We start from the raw sequence: 18,663 nt of genomic DNA, 5'->3' as shown, positions 1-18,663 counted from the left end.
GCCGCCAACCGGCGGGCCTGGTCCCGCAACGCACCCTGACCCCGCCCCGAAACCACCCACGGGACCACGTCGCACGACAGCACGGGGGCAGAGCCGGTGGCAGCGGAGTCAGCGGTGGCGGCGGCCGTGTCCGAGTCCGCCGCCCCGTCCGCAGCCGCCGCCCGGTCCCCGGCGGGCGCCTGCTCCAACACCACGTGGGCGTTGGTGCCGCTCACCCCGAACGACGACACGCCTGCGCGGCGCGGCCCCTCCTTGACCCATTCCATCTCCGCGGCGAGCAGTTCCAGTTGCCCGCCGGACCAGTCCACGTAGGTCGAGGGCCGGTCCACGTGCAGGGTGCGCGGCAGCAGCCCGTGGTGCATGGCCATGACCATCTTGATCACCCCGGCCACCCCGGCCGCGGCCTGGGTGTGGCCGATGTTGGACTTGACCGAGCCCAGGCGCAGCGGCGCGCCGTCCGGGCGGTTGCGGCCGTAGGTGGCCAGCAGCGCCTGCGCCTCAATCGGGTCGCCAAGCGCCGTACCCGTCCCGTGCGCCTCCACCGCGTCCACATCCGCACCGGTCAACCCGGCGTTGGCCAGCGCCTGGGCGATCACACGCTCCTGCGCGGGCCCGTTCGGTGCGGTGAGCCCGCTGCTGGCACCGTCCTGGTTGACGGCCGAGCCCCGGATCACGCCGAGGACCGGGTGCCCGTTGGCCCTGGCGTCCGACAGCCGCTCCAGCGCGATGATGCCGACCCCTTCGGAGAAGCCGGTGCCGTTGGCGTCGGCGCTGAACGCCTTGCACCGCCCATCGGAGGCGATGACGCGCTGGCGGCTGAATGCGGTGTAGGTGCCGGGTGCCGACATGACGGTCACGCCGCCCGCCAGCACCAGGGGGCTCTCGCCGGTGCGCAGCGACTGGCAGGCCAGGTGGATGGCCGTCAGCGACGCCGAGCAGGCGGTGTCGACACTCATCGTCGGGCCCTGCAGGCCCAGGGTGTAGGCGACCCGGCCGGCGATGACACTGGTCGCCGCGCCGGTGACGAGGTAGCCCTCGATTTCGGCGGGGGCGCGGTGCAGCCGGGGCCCGTAGTCCTGCGGTTCGGCGCCGATGAAGGTGCCGGTCGGGCTGCCGTGCAGGGTCTGCGGGTCGATGCCCGCCCGCTCCAGTGCCTCCCAGCAGGTTTCCAGGATGAGCCGTTGCTGCGGGTCCATGGCCAGCGCCTCGCGCGGGCTGATCCCGAAGAACCCGGCGTCGAACTCGCCGGCGTCGTGCAGGAAATGGCCCACCCGCGTGTAGCTGGTGTTGCCGGAGTCGGGATCGTCGTCGAAGAGCCCGTCCAGGTCCCAGCCGCGGTCGGTGGGGAACCCGGTGACGGTCTCGCCCCCTTCGCGGATGAGGTCCCACAGCTGTTCGGGGGAGGCCACGCCGCCGGGGTAGCGGCAGGCCATGCCGACGATCGCGATGGGCTCGTCGGAGCCTGCCGCGGCGGTGGCCCGGTCATCGGTCCGCTCGCCCAGCGCGAGCACGTCGTTGAGCAGGTGGTCGGCCAGTGCGGTGGGGGTGGGGTGGTCGAAGGCGACGGTCATGGCCAGTTCGGTGCCCAGTTCGGCGCTGAGCCGGTCGCGCAGCTCCACCGCCGCCATGGAGTCCAGGCCCATGTCCGTGAACCCCTGGTCGGCGCCGACCTCCTCCAGCAGCCCGGGCAGCACCGCGCCCATCACGTCGAGGGTTGTGTCGCTGACCAGGCCGACCAGTTTCGACCGGCGCTCCGGCAGGGGCAGGCCGGCCAGCACTTCGGCCAGCCGAAGGCCGGGCTCCGGGTCTGCTCCGACCCGGTCCGCCCGGGCGCCGCCGTCGTTTCCGCTGCTCTGGCTCATCTGCTGAACTCTCCATGGGACCGCGAAGTTGTCCGCCCGCGGCAGCTGGCCGGGGCGGCCGACGATGGGATGGGTGCGGCCCGCCGGGGCGCCTGCGGCATCCCGGCGGGGCCCGGTGGTCACCGGTAGGTGCGCTGGAAACCGATCTGAGACGCGGAGACGACCGTGTCGCCGCGCGTGACGACCTCGGTGGGCGCGGGGCGCCCGAGGAACATGAGCAGGCTGGCGGTCATGCCGTAGGCCCCGGCGTTGGGGACGGTGACGACGTCGCCCGGGCCCAGGTCGGGCACCGCCACGCTGCGGCCGAGCATGTCGCCCGGCGTGCACAGCGGGCCGACCAGGGTGGCGTCGCTCCAATCGGGCGGCGCGCCGCCGTCCGCGGCGGCCGCGCCGTGCGCGTCCGGGTCGAGGCCCACCGACACCGGCAGCAGGCGGCCCAGGCCGGACATGCCGCCCAGCGTGTTGATGCCTGCGTCCAGGATGACGAAGGTCCTGCCGCGGCTCTGCTTGACATTGGTGACCGCGGCCACCAGCCGCCCGCAGTCGGCGGCCAGGTGACGGCCGGACTCGCAGGCGATCCGCGGCGCGCCGTCGCGCCAGCCCGGGAAGCGCGCGGTGAGGGTCTTCTCCAGGGCGGCGCGCAGTTCGCCGTAGACCGGGCGCTGCCCGGGGGCCAGGTAGGGGGCGGCGAAACCACCGCCGATGTCTAGCAGTTCGGGTTCCAGCCCGGTGGTGTCGCGCACCTCAGCGGCAGCGGCGATGGTGTGCTCGAACTCGGCGATGAGGGAGGCCTCGTCCGCGGCGTTGCTCAGCGAGAACAGGTGCATCCCCATCAGCCGGACGCCTTCGGCCGCGCGCAGTTCGGGCATGAGCCCGGGCAGCGTCTCGCTGTCGAAGCCGAACTGCGAAGGGGTTCCGGTCATCCGGATGCTGGTGGTGGCGCCGGTCCCGGCGCTGTTGACGCGGAGCAGGCAGTCGGCGGTCGTGCCGCGCCCGGCCGCCTCCCGGCCCACTCGGCGCAGGTCGCCGGGTGATTCGACGGAGAACTTCCGCACCCCGGCGTCCAGGGCGGCCGCCACCTCCGCGGTGGTCTTGCCGGGGCCGGTGTGCAGGATGTCGGCCGGGTCGAAGCCGGCCTCCAGCGCTGCGGCCAGCTCCCCGGTGGAGCTGATCTCGGCCCGGCAGCCGGGGCCGCCGCCCTCCCGCAGCGCGCGGGCCAGTTCCGGGTGCGGGTTGGCCTTGAAGGAGTAGTACAGGACGGTGCCCGCCGGCAGCGACGCCAGCAGGTCGTCGCGGGCCGCCTGGGCGCGGTCGAGGTCGTAGACGTAGAGCGGCGACCCGTAGCGTGCGGCCAGGTGCGCATCGCGGCCGGCGGCACCGCTCGCGGCGGCGCCGGAACCGGTGTTGGTGGCGCTGTTCAAGAGCCGTCTCCTTCGGCTGCGTCGGCTGCGTCGAGTGTCCGGACGAGCGCGTCGCGGTCGGTCTTGCCGTTGCGGGTCAGCGGCATCGCGTCGACCACCCGGCAGGCGCCGGGGACCTTGGCGGGTTCGAGGCGGCGCACCATCTCGCGCAGTACCTCCTGGGCGGCCGGATCGGCCTCGACGACCAGGGTCAGGTCGCGGCCGCCTGTCGGGGGCAGCGCGGCCGCGGCCCGCACGCCGGGCACGTCCAAGGCGGCCGCCTCGATTTCGACGGTGCTCATCCGGGTGCCCTTGCGTTTGAACATGTCGTCGCGGCGGCCTTCGAAGTACAGGTAGCCGTCCCGGTCGAGGGACCCGTAGTCCCCGGTGTGCATGCGTACCTCGCCGCCGGCGGTTCCGGGGCCGCGGCGGTACACCTTGGCGGTCTGCTCGGGGGCGCGCCAGTAGCCCGCCATCACGTGCGGGCCGACCACGGTGATCTCGCCGGTTTCGCCGGGCGGCAGCGGGGCGCCGTCGCGGTCGAGGATGAGTACCCGGGTGCCGGGCAGCGGCGGCCCCACCGAGTCGGGCCGCTCGAACTCCTCTTCGGGCGGCATGACCGTGACGCGTTTGCACTCGGTGATGCCGTACATCCGCACCACGCGGGCGCCGGGGAAGCCGCCGCGCAGGTCGTCGATGGTGGAGGCGGGCAGCGCGGCGCCGGTGTTGGTGAACATGCGCACCGTGCCGGCGTACTCGGGGTTGCGCCTGCCCAGGGTGGCGACCATCGTGGCCAGGGACGGAACGAGCGGCACGACGGTGGCGCCGTGTTCGTATATCCGCTTCATCAGCAGCAGGTCGGACTCCGTTCCGGTGAGGACGAGTTCCGCGCGGGCCAGTACCGACAGCAGCATCTGGTACAGCCCGTAGTCGAAGGAGAGCGGCAGGCGGCACAGCACCACGTCGCCGCTGTGGTAGCCGAGCACGCGGTTGATGGCCGCGGCCGCGAACAGCACCGATGTGTGCGGGCACATCACACCTTTGGGGGCGGCGGTACTGCCGGAGGTGTAGATCATGATGGCAAGGTCGTCCGGGGCGGCGGCGTTCGCCCGCGCCGCGCCGGCGCCCATCGGGCCGGGCGGGCTTGCCATGTCGGCCGCGCCGGCCGTGCCGCCGCCGTCATCGTCCTTCGCGGCGTATTCGACGGTCTCCCAGAGCGCGTCCAGGCGGCGGACCGGCACGCCCGCCGCGGCGGCGGCCCGCAGGCCGTCGCTGTCGCCGATGGCCAGCACCGGTTCGGCGTCGGCGACGATCGAGCGCAGCTGGTACTCCTTGAGCGCCGGGTCCAGCGGGACGAACACCGCCCCCGCTCGCGATGCGCCGAAGAGCATGGGCATGATCTCGCGCCTGCTCGGCGTGAGAACGAGGACGCGGTCGCCGCGGCCCACCCCCATCTCCTGCAGCCTGCGGGCGAACGCGCGGCTGAGCGCGGCGACCCGGTCGTAGCTCCAGGCGCCGCCGTGGGGGTCGCGCACCGCGGTGGCGTCGGGGACCTCCGCCGCTGCCTCGTCCAGGAGCCCGTGGACGAGGTCCAACCGAGATCGCCGCGCCGCACCGGTCGAACTGGACACCATGAATCTCCTTGCTCGCTTCGGCAGCGGAGTGCCGCATTCGCCGCCGGTCCGGCCGGAGCGGCCGGATTGAATGGCGGAGCGCTGCAGCCGAATTCGCCGAAACGCTACTTTTCCGTGTTCCACCGGGCACCCCCTACGGTCCCCCTAGGTCCCTCCTTTGCCCGGCGCGGGCCGGGCCCCGGAACCGATTCCGGATAAGGGGTGCGGGCGGTGCGGTACGGGGAACCGGGCCCGGCCGGAGGAGCGCGCGGCCAATCACCGGACCCGCTCACCCGGCAGTGTTTCCGAGATGTTCCAGCGCTTGTTTGCGGAGTTGCATGCGGTCGGTCTTCCGGTTGAAATTCAGCGGGAACTCGTCCAGGTGCACGTAGTAACGGGGGACCAGACCGTTCGGCAGTTCCCGGGTGAGCCGTGCGGCCAGGTCGGAATCGGCGATCGGGGTGCCGGTATAGAAGACGACGAGCCGGAGCGGCCCGTCCTCGCCGGGGGACACTGCCACGGTGGCCGCGTCGGTGACGCCGGGGGCGGCGCGCACCGCGTGGTCGATTTCGGCCAGTTCGACCCGCCACCCGTGGATCTGCACCTGGGAGTCGCCGCGGCCCAGGTAGACGAGGGTGCCGTCGGGTCCGCGGCGCACCCGGTCGCCGGTGTTGTACCAGGTGCGGCCGTCCCGGGGCACGAACCGGCCCTGCTCGTCGGCGGGGTCGAGGTAGCCGGGGGTGAGCTGGGGGCCGCTGACCCACAGCTCGCCTTCGTCCGGGACCTCTGCGCCGTCGGCGCCGACAAGCAGGTGGTCGTGCCCGTCGTTGACCGCGCCGATGGGCGACAGCCCGTTGACACAGCTGCCGGGGGTGCTCTCCGGGTCCCAACGGTGCGCGGTGATGGTGATGGTCAGCTCGGTGGGCCCGTACAGGTTCTCCAGGGTGGAGCCGGGGGCCGCGTCCAGCCACGCGGTGGCGTCGGCCTCCTTCAGCGCCTCGCCGGCGAACAGGCTCCAGCGCAGCCCCGGCATGGCGCCGGGCTGCAGCCGCCCCGTCCGGCGCAGCAGCGCGATCGCGCTCGGGGTGGAAAACCACACGGTGATGCCTTGGTCGGCGACGAATCCCGGCACGTCGCGGTAGGCGGCCGGGGGGACCCCGACGGCGGTGGCGCCTGCGCCCCACGCGCAGAACAGGTCGAACATCGCGCAGTCGAAGGTCAGGTCGAAGGTCTGGGAGAAGGCGTCGGCGGGGGTGAAGTCGTAGCGGGTGTCCAGGAAGCGGAAGTAGTGGTCGGTGTTGGCGTGGGTGATGGGCACGCCTTTGGGCCGCCCGGTGGAGCCGGAGGTGAACAGCACATAGGCGGTGTCGCCGGGGGAGACGGGCACCGGCTCGGCCAGGGCGCCGGGCGCGGCGGGCGGGTCGGCCAGCGGGTCGAGGACGTGCAGCGGTGTGCCGCCGGCGGCCAGGGCCCGGCCGGCGGCGCGGCCGCGCCGGTCGGCGATGACGGCCCGCACCCCGGCGGCCTCGGCCATCCGCCGGGTGCGTTCGGCGGGGAAGTCGGGGTTGAGCGGCACGACCGGTGCGCCGGTGTACAGCCCGGCGAGGACGCCCGCGTAGGCAGCGGTGCCTTTGGCGGCGAGTACCCCTACCGCGGCCGGGCGGCCGCCTTCGGCGCCGGCGCCGGCAAACCGGCCCGCGGGCCCCCGGTCCGGCAGCGCCTCCAGCAGCGCTCCCGCCCAGCGCAGCGCGAGCCGGTCGGTTTCGGCGTAGGTGAGGGTGTCGGCTCCGACCCGGAACGCGGCGCCGCCCGGGTTGGCCGACAATCCGCGCCGAAAGCGCGAATAGAGGGCGTGCGAAGCGTTGCTCGTCATTTTCGATCACCGATCCAGGCATTGCGGTGCGCCGGTTACCCGGGGCGGGGTGAATGTTTTATCCGGCGGTGGACTTCATTGGGAACTTCGAGTATGTTCTGGGCGGGACAGGCCGAATGCGGCGGTTTTCCGGGGGGATGGCCATGGTCCTCCGCTCCGGAGGCCATCCGCAGCCGGAAGTCTTTTCTGCGAACGTTTCCCGTTGTTTCCCGAGTACATGTTCCCGTGCTTTCCCGTAATTTCCAGCACTGCAGTGCGGCCGGTGTTCCGGCCGCGGGAGCGGTTTTGCGTTTTCCGACCGAGAGAAGTGGTGTAGCCGCCATGTGGGACGAACAGTTCGAAACGACCCTGCGAAACTCCCTTCCTTTTCTCGCCGCCGGCGACGAGATCCGGGAGGACACCAGCCTGATGGACGCGGGCCTGGACTCCATGGGAATCGTCGAGCTCCTGGCCAAGCTTGAGGCCGCTTACGGGGTCCGGTTCCAGGACGACGCGCTCACCCTGGAGACCTTCGAGACCCCCGGCACCCTGTGGAAGGTCCTGGCCGGCCTGCGGTGACCGGCCGGCCACCCGGCCGCCCGGGGCCGCCCGTACCCGGCTCCGCCGCAGACCGCTAGCGCCCCGCGGTGGCCGTGTCCCGCACGGCCACCATCCGCGGGGTCACCGGTAGCACGGTGAAGTTGTCGCGGGTGATCGCCACCCGGCCGAACAGCGCGTCCTGCCCGCACACGCAGACCCTGCCCACACCCAGCCGACCCAGCGCGGCCACGGCATCCGGCCAGCGCAGCGCGCGCACGAACGTGTCCAGCAGCAGGGTGCGCACCTCCTCGCCCGTGGTGAGCACCTTGCCGTCGTGGTCGTCGACAACGGGCAGGTGCGGGTCGGCGAAGGACAGCCCGGCCATTGCCTCCGCCGCGCTGGCGCGCAGCCCGGCGAACGCCGCCGAGTGCATCGGCGGGCGCATGGTGTACAGCGACAGCCCGCCAAGTGCGCGGACGCGCTGCTGCAGCCACTCCACCCGTGCTTCCCGCAGCGAGAGCATGGTGAAGTCGTGGTCGATGACGCAGGCGACGTCGTGCCACTCGCCCTGCTCGCCGAGCTCGCCGAGCACCGTCTCCAGCCCTTCGCCGGGCACCCGCACGAAGGAGTGGGTGACGATGTCGGTGTACTCGGCGGCGAAGTAGGCGGCGGTGCGCCGCGCCAGCTCCGCGGTGAGTGCGATCCCCTCCTCGGCGCTGAGCGCGCCGGAGTACACGGCCGCGGCGCGGCCGCCGAAGCTGGGGCCGACACACACGGCCGGCTCGATGCGGTGTTCGCGGTGCGCCCACTCGGCCAGGGCCAGCGAGTTCACCACGAACGCGACCTGGGCCGCCTCGGAGTAGTCGTCCGCGGAGCCGCGGAACTCCTCCAGCAGCGGGTAGCCGAGGACCCCGTCGGCGACGGCCGCCAGCCGCCGCGCCTCCTCGGCGCCCTCCATGAACGCCAGGGTTTCGGCGTTGCGGGAGGGGCCCATGCCCGGAAACACGACCGCGGTTTCGGGTTCCTTGCTCAATTCCATGACGGCTGTTCCAAACTCGTGAGGAATTCGATCATGACCTCGGTGAAGCGTTCCGGTTCCTCCAGGTGCGGCGAGTGGCTGGAGTCCTCGAACACGTGCCGTCGGGCGCCGGGAACGAGTTCGTGGAAAGGCCGGATCGATTCCGGGGTCACCTCGTCGTGGCTCCCGGACAGCACCAGCGTGGGTGCCGTGATTTCGGGCAGCAGATCCACCACGCCCCAGTCCTTCAGGGTGCCGATGACGTGGAACTCGCAGGGCCCGTTCATCGCCAGGTAGACGGCGGGGTTGCTGAAGGTGTCCATGAACGTGGCCGTGAACTCGCGCGGCCAGGGGTCCATGCGCAGCACGTGCCGGTTGTAGAACACCATCATCGCCTCGAAGTACGCGCGTTCGTCGGTGGTACCGGCGGCCTCGTGGGCGCGCAGCGTCGCATCCACCCCCTCGGGCAGGCGGTCGCGCAGCACCTTCAGTTCCTTGAGCCAGTCCGGGTAGGAGGCCGGCGAGTTCGCCACCACCAGACCGCGCAGCCCGGGCGGGCGGTTCGCCGCGTGTTTGGCGCCCAGCAGCCCGCCCCACGAGTGCCCGAACAGCACGTAGTCGTCGGCGATACCGAGCCGGTTCAGCAGGTTGCCGAGCTCGTCGTTGAACAGTTCCGGTGTCCACCAGCCCGGATCGGCGCCGGCCACGTGGGTGGAGCCGCCGTTGCCGAGCTGGTCGTAGTGGACCACCGGCCACCCCGCGTCGGCGAGTTCGGCAAGGCCGAGAAGGTAGTCGTGGGTGCCTCCGGGGCCGCCGTGCAGCACCACGACCGCGGGCTTGCCGCCGCCCGGGGTTCCGGTCACCCGGTACCAGGTCGCGTAATCGCCGAACGGCACCGTTCCCCGGGTACTGGGGGCTCGGGACAAGTCGACCACCTCATCCGCGCCGGACCGGGGCGTGCCGCGGTCGGGCGCCGTCGTTCGCCGGTGAGTGCAGCGCCGCCCGGCGCGTTCGGGCACGGGGGCGGCCACGACGACGCTAAGCGCCCGCCCCGCCGCGGGCGGACCCCTACCCGGCCCGTGCCCCACCCCTGAAACCCCCCAAGCCCGAGATATGCGGTTTCCGGGGTGCGGACCAGGGCATTTCTGGCCGGTAGTCCGCCCGGCCCGCACCCGGCCGGGAACGGGGCTTTTCCGCTCCGGGAAACGGCAGAAGTGGGTACCATCGGATTTCGCGCATTCAACGGACGCGGAATCCGCCCGCATCCCCCCAGCGTCGAGGGTCCGCCATGAAGCAACTGCTGCTGCGCATATCCGAACTCGACCAACGCGTCGGTGACCAGCTCCGCGTGATCGCCTTTTTCGACGCACTGCTGCAATCCGGAACCGGGCTCGACCGGCTGCTGCTGGAGGCCGCGCGGCTGGCGGAATGCCCGGTAGGGGTGAGCGTGCCCGCCAAAGGGGTGCACCGGCGCGCCGGATCCTCCGGAGCCATGCTCGGCGGCGCAGCCCACGGCGCCCGCAGCCACCCCCTGCCCAACGGCGGCGAGGTGTGGATGGAGCGGCACGGCGGCGAACTGGCACTCGACGCGATGCTGCTGGAACGCCTCGCGATCTCCTGCGCCACCGTCCTGGGCGGCGGCACCCCCTCGCCCGCCCTCGGCGACCCCGCCCTCCTGGAGCTGGTGTTCGGCGCCGCCTCCGGCGATCTGGAACGATCCCGGGCGCTGCGGCTGGTGGGGCTGGCCCCCGACCGCCCCGTCCAGGTCGCCGCGGTGGGCGGCCTCGCCTCTGAGCGCGCCCAGACCGCCCAAGCGCTGGGCGGGCGCACGGCACCCCTCGACGGCCTGTGCGGGGTGCTGGTGTCCGAGGCGCCCTGGCCCGACGAACACGGCGGCGAACTCCCCGGCACCGCCCCCGTCGGGGTGGGGCCGCGCATTCCCGCCGCCCGGGCCGCCGACGCCTGGCAGATGGCGCGTACGGCGCTCCGGTTCGCCGGACCCGGCCTGCTGTGGGGTCGGGTGGTGCACTGGGAGCGGCTGGGCGGCTTCGCGCAACTCGCCGAACACCTGCCCGACTCGGTGCTGGCCGCCTCGCCCGACACCGCCGCACTGGAGCGGCTGGCGGACGGCGGCGCCGGCGGCCCGCTGCTGAACACCCTGGACGCCTACGCCGCCAGCGACTCCCTGCGCCAGACCGCCGCCCGGCTCTTCCTGCACCGCAGCTCGGTCGCCGCCCGCATCGCCCGCGCCGAACGCGAACTCGGCTTCGACCTGCACACCCAGCAAGGGCGGTCCCGACTCACCCTCGCGCTGACCATGTACCGGTTGCGCACCCCCGGCCACAGCACCGACCCCGACCCCGCCGGCTGACCCGCACCCGCGCCGCGCCTCTCGCACCCCCACCGCCGCGACCTGGGCAGTGGCCGCCGGAACCCCGCCCGGAACCCGTCCCCACCCCGGATCCGCAAGGGGTGCTGAGGGGGTAGCTAGGGGTCGGTCCGGCGCCGCGCGATCAATACCGTCTTGCCTGTGCCGATGGGGTGGCGGCCCGATCCTGCCCGCTGCCCGGCCCCCGTTCCGGCGTGCCCGCGCCCGGTCGGCACACGGCCCGGCCACCGGACAGGTACCGCGGCCGGTCCGGACCCGGACAACGAAATGGCTCGGAAAGGACGGCTCCATGCGCGTCGTTGTCACCCAACTCGCCGCGACCGCCCACCTCAACCTGGTGGTGCCGATCGGGTGGGCGCTCAAGGCAGCCGGCCACGACGTCGTGGTCGCCGGCCAACCGGACATCATGCCGGCGGTGGAGAAGACCGGCCTGACCGGAGTCGCGGTCGGCGACGCGGCCCGCTACGCCGAACGCCTCGCCGAACTGCCCCCCGAGCAGACCATCTACGGCTCCGGATACGACATCACCGAAATGCGGCCCGAGGTCCTCACCTACGAGTACGTCCGCGACTGCCTGGCCGCCTTCGCCTCGGAACTGGCGCTCGACATCAACACCGACCACACGGTCTACGACGGCCTTGTGGAGTTCTGCCGGTCCTGGCAGCCCGACCTGGTCGTGTGGGACAGCATGACGTTCACCGGCCCGGTGGCCGCGGCCGCCTGCGGCGCGGCACACGTGCGCACCACCATCGGCCGCGACCACTGGGGCCGCATGCGCGAACTGTTCCTGCGGCTGCGCGCCGAGCGACCCGAAGCCGCCGGTGAGGACCCGGTCCGCGACTGGATGGGTGCCAAACTCGACAAGTACGGCGCCGCATTCACCGACGACCTCGTCCTGGGCCAGGCCACCATCGACGCGGTGCCGCCGTGGATGCGGATCCCCTCGGAGTACGCGCCGATCCCGATGCGCTACATCGCGCACAACGGCCCCGGCGCCATCCCCGACTGGCTGCAGGGCCCGCCCCCCGAGCGGCCCCGCGTGTGCCTGACCGTCGGAGTCTCCGCCGAAGAGGTGTGGGACGGCCGCCGGGCCCTGGGATTCGGCGACCTGTTCGAGGCCGTCGGCGACCTCGACGCCGAGATCGTGGCGCTGTTCGACCCGGACTCGGTCCCCGACGGCGCGACCGTGCCCGGCAACATCCGCATCCCCGGGTTCGTGCCGCTGCACCCGCTGCTGAAGACCTGCTCCGGCATTATCCACCACGCCGGCACCGGCACCACCCTCACCGCCCTGCTCAACGGCGTGCCGCAGCTGATCATCCCGCATTCGCTGCACGACGAGCGCCAAGTTGCCCAGGCCGTGCACGACCACGGGGTCGGCGTGCACCTGCCGCCCGCCCGGCTCACCGCCCAGAGCCTGCGCACCGAGCTGGTGCGGATCCTGGACGACCCGTCCTTCGCCCAGCGGGCCGCACGCGCCCGCGAGGAGATACGGCACACGCCCGCACCGCACGACCTGGTCCGGGAACTGGAAGAGATCGCGGCACCCGGCCGGCGGGCGGTTGCCCCGCCCGCACCGGCCTGAACCGGCCGGGGCGCGAGCCGTACACCCCCCGCGGCCGCGCCCCGGCCCCCGCCCGCCGCGCTTCCCCCCACTACTCCAAGGCTGGTTGAGATCCGATGGCCAATGACGAAAAGTTCCGGGACTATCTCAAGCGCGCCACCGCCGACCTGCAGCGCACCCGCCGGCGGCTGCGGGAGGCCGAAGCCAAAGAGCGCGAGCCCATCGCGATCGTGGCGATGGGCTGCCGCTACTCCGGCGGTGTGGACACGCCCGAGGACCTGTGGGACATGGTCGCCGACGGCCGGTCGGGCATCGTGCCCTTCCCCGAGGACCGCGGCTGGGACCTGGACGCGCTCTACAGCGCCGATCCGGCCGACGGCGGCACCACCTACGCGCGCGAAGGCGGGTTCCTCGACGGCGCGGGCGACTTCGACGCCGCGTTCTTCGGGATCAGCCCCCGCGAGGCACTGGCCATGGACCCCCAGCAGCGGCTGGTGCTGGAAATCGCCTGGGAGACCCTGGAACGCTCCGGAATCGAACCCCGCACACTGCGCGGCACCCCCACCGGCGTCTTCGTCGGCGGCACCCAGACCGGCTACGTCTCCGGGTCCGGCCCTTTCCCCGAAGGCACCGAGGGCTACCTGCAGACCGGCAACACCAGCTCGGTGATCTCCGGGCGCATCGCCTACACCCTGGGTCTGGAAGGCCCGGCCGTCACCGTCGACACCGCCTGCTCATCCTCCCTGGTCGGGATGCATCTGGCGTGCGAGTCGCTGCGCCGCGGCGAAAGCACCCTCGCCCTCGCCGGCGGAGTCACGGTCATGCCCACCCCCGAGCTGATGGTCGACTTCAGCCGCCAGCAAGGGCTCGCCCGCGACGGCAAGGTCAAGGCGTTCTCCGACGACGCCGACGGCACCGTCTTCTCCGAAGGCGCCGGCATGCTGCTGCTGGAGCGGCTGTCCGACGCCCGCGCCAACGGCCACCAGGTGCTCGCCGTCATCCGCGGCACCGCCACCAACCAGGACGGCGCCAGCAACGGCCTGTCCGCCCCCAGCGGCCCCGCCCAAGAGCGCGTCCTGCGCCGCGCCCTCACCGCAGCAGGGCTCGCCCCCACCGACATCGACGCGGTCGAGGCGCACGGCACCGGCACCTCCCTCGGCGACCCCATCGAAGCCCAAGCACTGCTCGCGGTCTACGGCGACCGGCCCGAGGAGCGGCCGCTGTGGCTGGGCGCGGTCAAGTCCAACATCGGCCACACCCAGGCCGCGGCCGGTGTCGCCGGCGTCATCAAAACCGTCCAGGCCATGCACAACGGCGTGCTGCCGCGCACCCTGCACGTCTCCCGCCCCACCGGCCACGTCGAATGGGACCAGGGCCGCGTCCGGCTGCTCGACCAGGACCGCGGCTGGGAGCCGCAGGCCGGATCCCCGCGCCGCGCGGGCGTGTCATCGTTCGGCGTGAGCGGCACCAACGCCCACGTCATCATCGAGGAACCGGCCGCGGCCGAAGCGGCCGCCGGCACCCCGGAGGACGGCGCCGAGGACACCGCAGAGGGCGCCGCAGAGGGCGCCGCCGACCAGCCCGCGCAGCAGCACACCGAGGAGCGGCCCGCACCCTTCACCGGCGACAGCCGCGCCACCTGCTGGGTGGTGACCGGCCGCGGCGAGAACGCGCTGCAGGCCCAGGCCGCCCGGCTGGCCGCACACGTCCGCGACCGCGCCGACCACACCCCGCACGACATCGGCCACTCCCTGGCCACCTCCCGCACTATGTTCGGCGACCGCGCCGCGGTCATCGGCACCGAACGGGAAAACCTGCTCGCCGGCCTGGACGCACTCGCCGCCGGGGGCACCGGCCCCGCGCTGGTCCAGGGCACTGCGCCGGCCCCGCGTGAAGCGGTGTTCGTCTTCCCCGGCCAGGGATCGCAGTGGGCGGGCATGGGCGCCGAACTCGCCGACACCTCACCGGTCTTCGCCGCCCGCCTGCACGAATGCGCCGACGCGCTCGCCGAGTTCACCGACTGGGACCTGCTCGCCGTGCTGCGCGGCGACAACGGCGCGCCCGGCCTGGACCGGGTCGACGTCGTCCAGCCCGCCACCTGGGCGGTCGTGGTCTCCCTGGCCGCGCTGTGGGAGTCGGTCGGCGTGCGGCCCGCCGCCGTCATAGGCCACTCCCAGGGCGAGGTCGCCGCGGCCTGCGTGGCCGGCGCGCTGCCACTGCGCGACGCCGCCCGCGTGGTGGCCCTGCGCAGCAAGGCCATCGGCCGCGAACTGGCCGGGTCCGGCGGCATGCTCGCCGTACCCCTGCCCGAGGACCAGGTGCGGCGGCGGATCGAACCGTGGGGCGAGCACCTCTCGGTCGCCGCGGTCAACGGCCCGGCCGCGGTGGTGGTCTCCGGCGGCGCCGACGCCATCGGCGAGCTGCACGCGGCACTGAACGGCGACGGTGTCCAGGCCAAGAAGATCGCCGTGGACTACGCCTCGCACTCCGCCCAGGTGGAGCGGCTGAGCGCAACCCTCGCGGCCGACCTCGCCGGAACCGGGCCGCGCCCCGCCGACGTGCCGTTCTACTCCACGGTCACCGGCGACCTCCTCGACACCGCCGCGGTGGACGCGGGCTACTGGTACACCAACCTGCGCGAGCGGGTCCGGTTCGCCGAGACCGTGCGGCTCGTCGCCGATGCCGGACACGACCTGTTCATCGAGGTCAGCCCGCATCCGGTGCTGAGCATGGCGGTGCAGGACACCATCGACGCCGCCGGGCACACCGGCACCGCACTGGGCACACTGCGCCGCGACGAAGGCGGCGCGGTCCGCTTCCTCACCTCGCTGGCCGAGGCGTTCTGCGCCGGCGCCCCCGCCGACTGGGGCGCGGTGTTCGCCGGAACCGGCGCCACACGGGTCGACCTGCCCACCTACGCCTTCCAGCGCGAGCGGTACTGGATGGAGCTCAGCGCAACCGCCGACGTGCGCGGCGCCGGCCTGGCCGACACCGACCACCCGTTGATCGGGGCGGCCGTGGAGTTGCCGGAGCGGGGCGGTGCGGTGCTGACGGGCCGGATGTCGGTTTCGGCGCAGCCGTGGTTGGCCGATCATGCGGTAGGCGAGACCGTGGTGTTTCCGGGGACCGGGTTCGTGGAGTTGGCGGTGCGCGCGGGTGACGAGGTCGGCTGTTCCGTTGTCGAGGAGCTGACGTTGGAGGCGCCGCTGGTGGTCGAGGGCGGTGCGGCCGTGGTCCTGCAGGTCACCGCGGGCGCCGCCGACGACACCGGCCGGCGGTCGGTCGCCGTGCACTCCCGTACCGGCACGCGCGGCTGGACCCGCCATGCCGGCGGCACCCTCGCTGCCGCTGCCGCGGATACCGGTGAGGCGGCGGCGTCCTTCGATTTGGCGCAGTGGCCGCCGGCGGGTGCGCGGCCGGTCGATGCGGAGGGCCACTACGGGCGGTTGGCGGCCGCGGGCTACGGCTACGGGCCCGCGTTCCAAGGGCTGAAGCGGGCGTGGATGCGCGGCGGCGAGGTGTTCGCCGAGGTCGAGTTGGCCGAACGCGAAGCCGCCCAGGCCGGGCGGTTCGGTATCCACCCGGCACTGCTGGACTCCGCACTGCACGCCACCGGGCTGCTGGAGACCGCGGGCGCCGACGGCGGAGGCGGTGTCGAGCTGCCGTTCGCCTGGAGCGGTGTGGAACTGCTGGCCTCCGGCGCCACCCACATCCGCGTCCACATCGCGCCCACCGACGGCGGCGGCAGCCGGGTGCTGCTGGCCGACGGCGCCGGAGCGCCCGTGGCCATCGTCCGCGACCTGCTTTCCCGCCCGGTGCCCGCCGAAGGCCTGGCGCCCGGGACGGCGACCGGCCACGAGCACCTGCACCACCTGCAGTGGGCACCGGCACCCGCCGCCGGCGGATCGGCGGCGGTCCCGCAGCGCGTGGCCGTCACCGGCGCCGCCGAGTCCGGAGCCGCGGCGCCGGGAATCGCCGCGGCGATCGGTGCGGCAGGGGCCGCCGTTGAAACCCACGCAGACCTGCCCGCCCTGGTCAGCGCGGTCGAAGCGGGCGCGCCCGCCCCGGACGCCGTCGTGCTGTGCCTGGACCCGGCGACGGACACGGGCGGGGAACGCCCTGCGGCGCTGCGCGCCGGAATGGCCCGGATGCTGGCGGCACTGACCGCCTGGACCGCCTGCGAACACCTCGCGGACACCCGGTTGGTGGTGGTGACGCGGGGTGCGGTGGCGGTCGGCAGCGCCGATGCGGCGCCGGATCCCGCGGCGGCGGCCGTGCTGGGATTGGTGCGTTCGGCGCAGGCGGAGAACCCGGGCCGGATCCTGCTGGTGGACGCCGACACCACCGCGGAAACCGCGGCGGCGCTGCCCGCGGCGGTCGCGGTGGCCGATGAGCCGCAGGTGGCGGTGCGCGGCGGCGAGGTGCTGGTTCCGCGGCTGGTGCGGGCGGAGGCGGCGGCGGAGCTGGCGGTTCCGGCGGGCGCGGGTTCGTGGCGGTTGGACACCACGGAGGCGGGCTCGATCGGCAATCTTGCGTTGGTTCCGGCGCCTGAGGCCGACCGGGAACTGGCGCCGGGCGAGGTGCGGGTCGCAGTGCGCGCGGCCGGACTGAACTTCCGCGATGTCGCCGTCACTCTGGGGCTGGTCGCCGAGAACGGCGAGGCGATCGGCGGCGAGTTCGCCGGGGTGGTCACCGAGATCGGACACGGGGTCGCGGACCTGGCCGTCGGCGACCGGGTCATGGGGCTGGCGGAGGCCGCGTTCGGCCCGCAGGTGATCACCGACGCCCGGTTGGCCGCCAGGATGCCCGCCGGCTGGTCGTTCGCCGGCGCAGCCGCGGTACCGGTCGTGTTCGCGACCGCTTTCTACGGTCTGCGGGATTTGGCGGACTTGCGGGCCGGGGAGCGGGTGCTGGTCCATTCGGGTGCGGGCGGCGTGGGTATGGCCGCCATTCAAATCGCCCGGTATGCGGGTGCGGAGGTGTTCGCGACCGCTTCGCCGGGCAAGTGGGACCGGTTGCGGGAGTTGGGGGTGGCCGAGGACCACATCGCCTCCTCCCGCGATCTGGGCTTCGCCGAAGCGTTCCGGACACTGGTGGGCGATGCGGGCATGGACGTGGTGCTGAACTCGCTTGCGGGCGAGTTCACCGACGCGTCGCTGGACCTGCTGGGTGCGGGCGGGCGCTTCATCGAGATGGGCAAGACCGACAAGCGCGACCCGGGCGAGGTCGCCGCGGCCCGGCCCGGGATCACCTACACCACCTTCGACTTGATGGACGCCGGGCCCGAGCGGGTCGCAACCATGCTGGCCGAACTGCTGTCGCTGTTCTCCGCGGATGCCCTGGCGGGTCTGCCGGTGCGGTGTTGGGATGTGCGGCGGGCGCCGGAGGCGTTCCGGCACATCGCCCAGGCCAAACACACGGGCAAGCTGGTGCTGACAATGCCGCGCGAGCCCGACCCGGACGGGACGGTGCTGGTCACCGGCGGTACCGGCGGGTTGGGGGCGGTGCTCGCCCGCCACCTGGTGGCCGAGCGCGGCGCGCACCGGCTTCTGCTGGCCTCGCGCCGCGGCCCTGATGCGCCCGGCGCCACCGAACTGCGGGAGGAGCTGGAGCGGGCGGGCGCGGTGGTCGACATCGCCGCCTGCGACCTCGGCGACCCGGCCGAGGTCGCCGCGCTGCTGGACCGGGTGCCGCGGTCGCATCCGCTGACGGCCGTGTTCCACACCGCCGGAGTGTTGGACGACGGGGTGGTGTCGTCCCTCGATACCGAAAAGGTGGACCGGGTGCTGCGGCCCAAGGCCGATGCCGCCTGGCATCTGCACGCGGCAACCCGCCACCTGGATTTGGCCGCGTTCGTGCTGTACTCGGCCGCCGCCGGGACGCTGAACAGCGCCGGGCAGGGCAACTACGCCGGTGCCAACTGCTTCCTCGACGCACTGGCGCACTACCGGCGCGCCCGCGGTCTTCCGGCGCAGTCGCTGGCCTGGGGAGTGTGGGCACCCGAAGCGGGCGGCATGACCCGGGAGCTGACAGGCGCCGACCTGGAGCGGCTGGCCGACTCGGGCTTCACCGCCATGGACGCCGACCTGGGCATGGCGCTGCTGGATGCGGCGCTGGCCGACCCGCAGCCGCTCGTGTTCCCGTTGCCGGTGGATGCGGGGGTGTTGGGGGCGCGTGCGGGTGGTGTGCCCGCGGTGTTGCGGGGGTTGGTGCGGTCGCGGGTGCGGCGTGCGGCCGACTCGGGCCCGGAGTCGGGGGAGTCCTCGGCGTTGGCGCGGCGCCTCGCGGGGCTGGGTGCGGCGGAGGCGGCCCGTGCTCTGGTGGCGCTGGTGCGGTCGGAGGCGGCGGCGGTGCTGGGCTATAGGTCGGTGGAGGCGATCGGTGCGGGGCGGGCGTTCAAGGAGTTGGGGTTTGATTCGCTGACG

The 18,663-nt window shown here is 73.4% G+C and carries 10 protein-coding genes; 4 read left to right on the top strand and 6 right to left on the bottom strand.

Annotated elements, in window-relative coordinates:
* From ACYVD5_RS27080 to ACYVD5_RS27065, 4 genes are all read right to left on the bottom strand, one after another.
* Window positions 1-1,862: type I polyketide synthase (locus tag ACYVD5_RS27080; RefSeq protein ID WP_461003993.1), on the bottom strand; the 1,862-nt coding region annotated here is incomplete at its 3' end.
* 119 nt (window positions 1,863-1,981) lie between these two features.
* Window positions 1,982-3,283, bottom strand: a complete 1,302-nt coding sequence (locus ACYVD5_RS27075) for a type III PLP-dependent enzyme domain-containing protein (RefSeq protein ID WP_461003992.1) — start codon at window positions 3,281-3,283, stop codon at window positions 1,982-1,984.
* Entirely contained in the window at window positions 3,280-4,896 is a 1,617-nt protein-coding gene (locus ACYVD5_RS27070) for an AMP-binding protein (RefSeq protein WP_461003991.1), read from the bottom strand. The genes ACYVD5_RS27075 and ACYVD5_RS27070 overlap by 4 nt, the downstream gene beginning before the upstream one ends.
* Before the next feature lie 268 nt (window positions 4,897-5,164).
* Window positions 5,165-6,748 (bottom strand): AMP-binding protein, encoded by a 1,584-nt coding sequence (locus ACYVD5_RS27065; protein WP_461003990.1) that lies wholly within the window; start codon window positions 6,746-6,748, stop codon window positions 5,165-5,167.
* Between the two features lie 321 nt (window positions 6,749-7,069).
* Here ACYVD5_RS27065 and ACYVD5_RS27060 point away from each other — a divergent pair, with 321 nt between their 5' ends.
* Window positions 7,070-7,306: an acyl carrier protein gene (locus ACYVD5_RS27060; RefSeq protein WP_461003989.1), complete on the top strand. Its 237-nt coding sequence runs from the start codon at window positions 7,070-7,072 to the stop codon at window positions 7,304-7,306.
* Between the two features lie 55 nt (window positions 7,307-7,361).
* On the opposite strand, the gene ACYVD5_RS27055 is transcribed toward ACYVD5_RS27060, so the two are convergent.
* Window positions 7,362-8,306 carry an ACP S-malonyltransferase gene (locus ACYVD5_RS27055; RefSeq protein WP_461003988.1) on the bottom strand — a complete coding sequence of 315 codons (945 nt, stop codon included), beginning with the start codon at window positions 8,304-8,306 and terminating at the stop codon, window positions 7,362-7,364.
* Window positions 8,297-9,181: a proline iminopeptidase-family hydrolase gene (locus ACYVD5_RS27050; protein ID WP_461003987.1), complete on the bottom strand. Its 885-nt coding sequence runs from the start codon at window positions 9,179-9,181 to the stop codon at window positions 8,297-8,299. The genes ACYVD5_RS27055 and ACYVD5_RS27050 overlap by 10 nt, the downstream gene beginning before the upstream one ends.
* Window positions 9,182-9,573: 392 nt before the next feature.
* Here ACYVD5_RS27050 and ACYVD5_RS27045 point away from each other — a divergent pair, with 392 nt between their 5' ends.
* The 3 genes from ACYVD5_RS27045 to ACYVD5_RS27035 form a co-directional block, all read left to right on the top strand.
* Complete coding sequence (locus ACYVD5_RS27045; protein ID WP_461003986.1) at window positions 9,574-10,656, top strand: PucR family transcriptional regulator; 1,083 nt, start codon at window positions 9,574-9,576, stop codon at window positions 10,654-10,656.
* A gap of 307 nt (window positions 10,657-10,963) precedes the next feature.
* Window positions 10,964-12,259: an activator-dependent family glycosyltransferase gene (locus ACYVD5_RS27040; protein WP_461003985.1), complete on the top strand. Its 1,296-nt coding sequence runs from the start codon at window positions 10,964-10,966 to the stop codon at window positions 12,257-12,259.
* Window positions 12,260-12,354: 95 nt separating this feature from the next.
* Window positions 12,355-18,663 (top strand): SDR family NAD(P)-dependent oxidoreductase (locus ACYVD5_RS27035; protein ID WP_461003984.1); only part of this gene is annotated, 6,309 nt, incomplete at its 3' end.

The organism is Streptomonospora sediminis (genome assembly GCF_054778995.1).
This window is presented reverse-complemented; position numbering and strand designations above follow the sequence as displayed.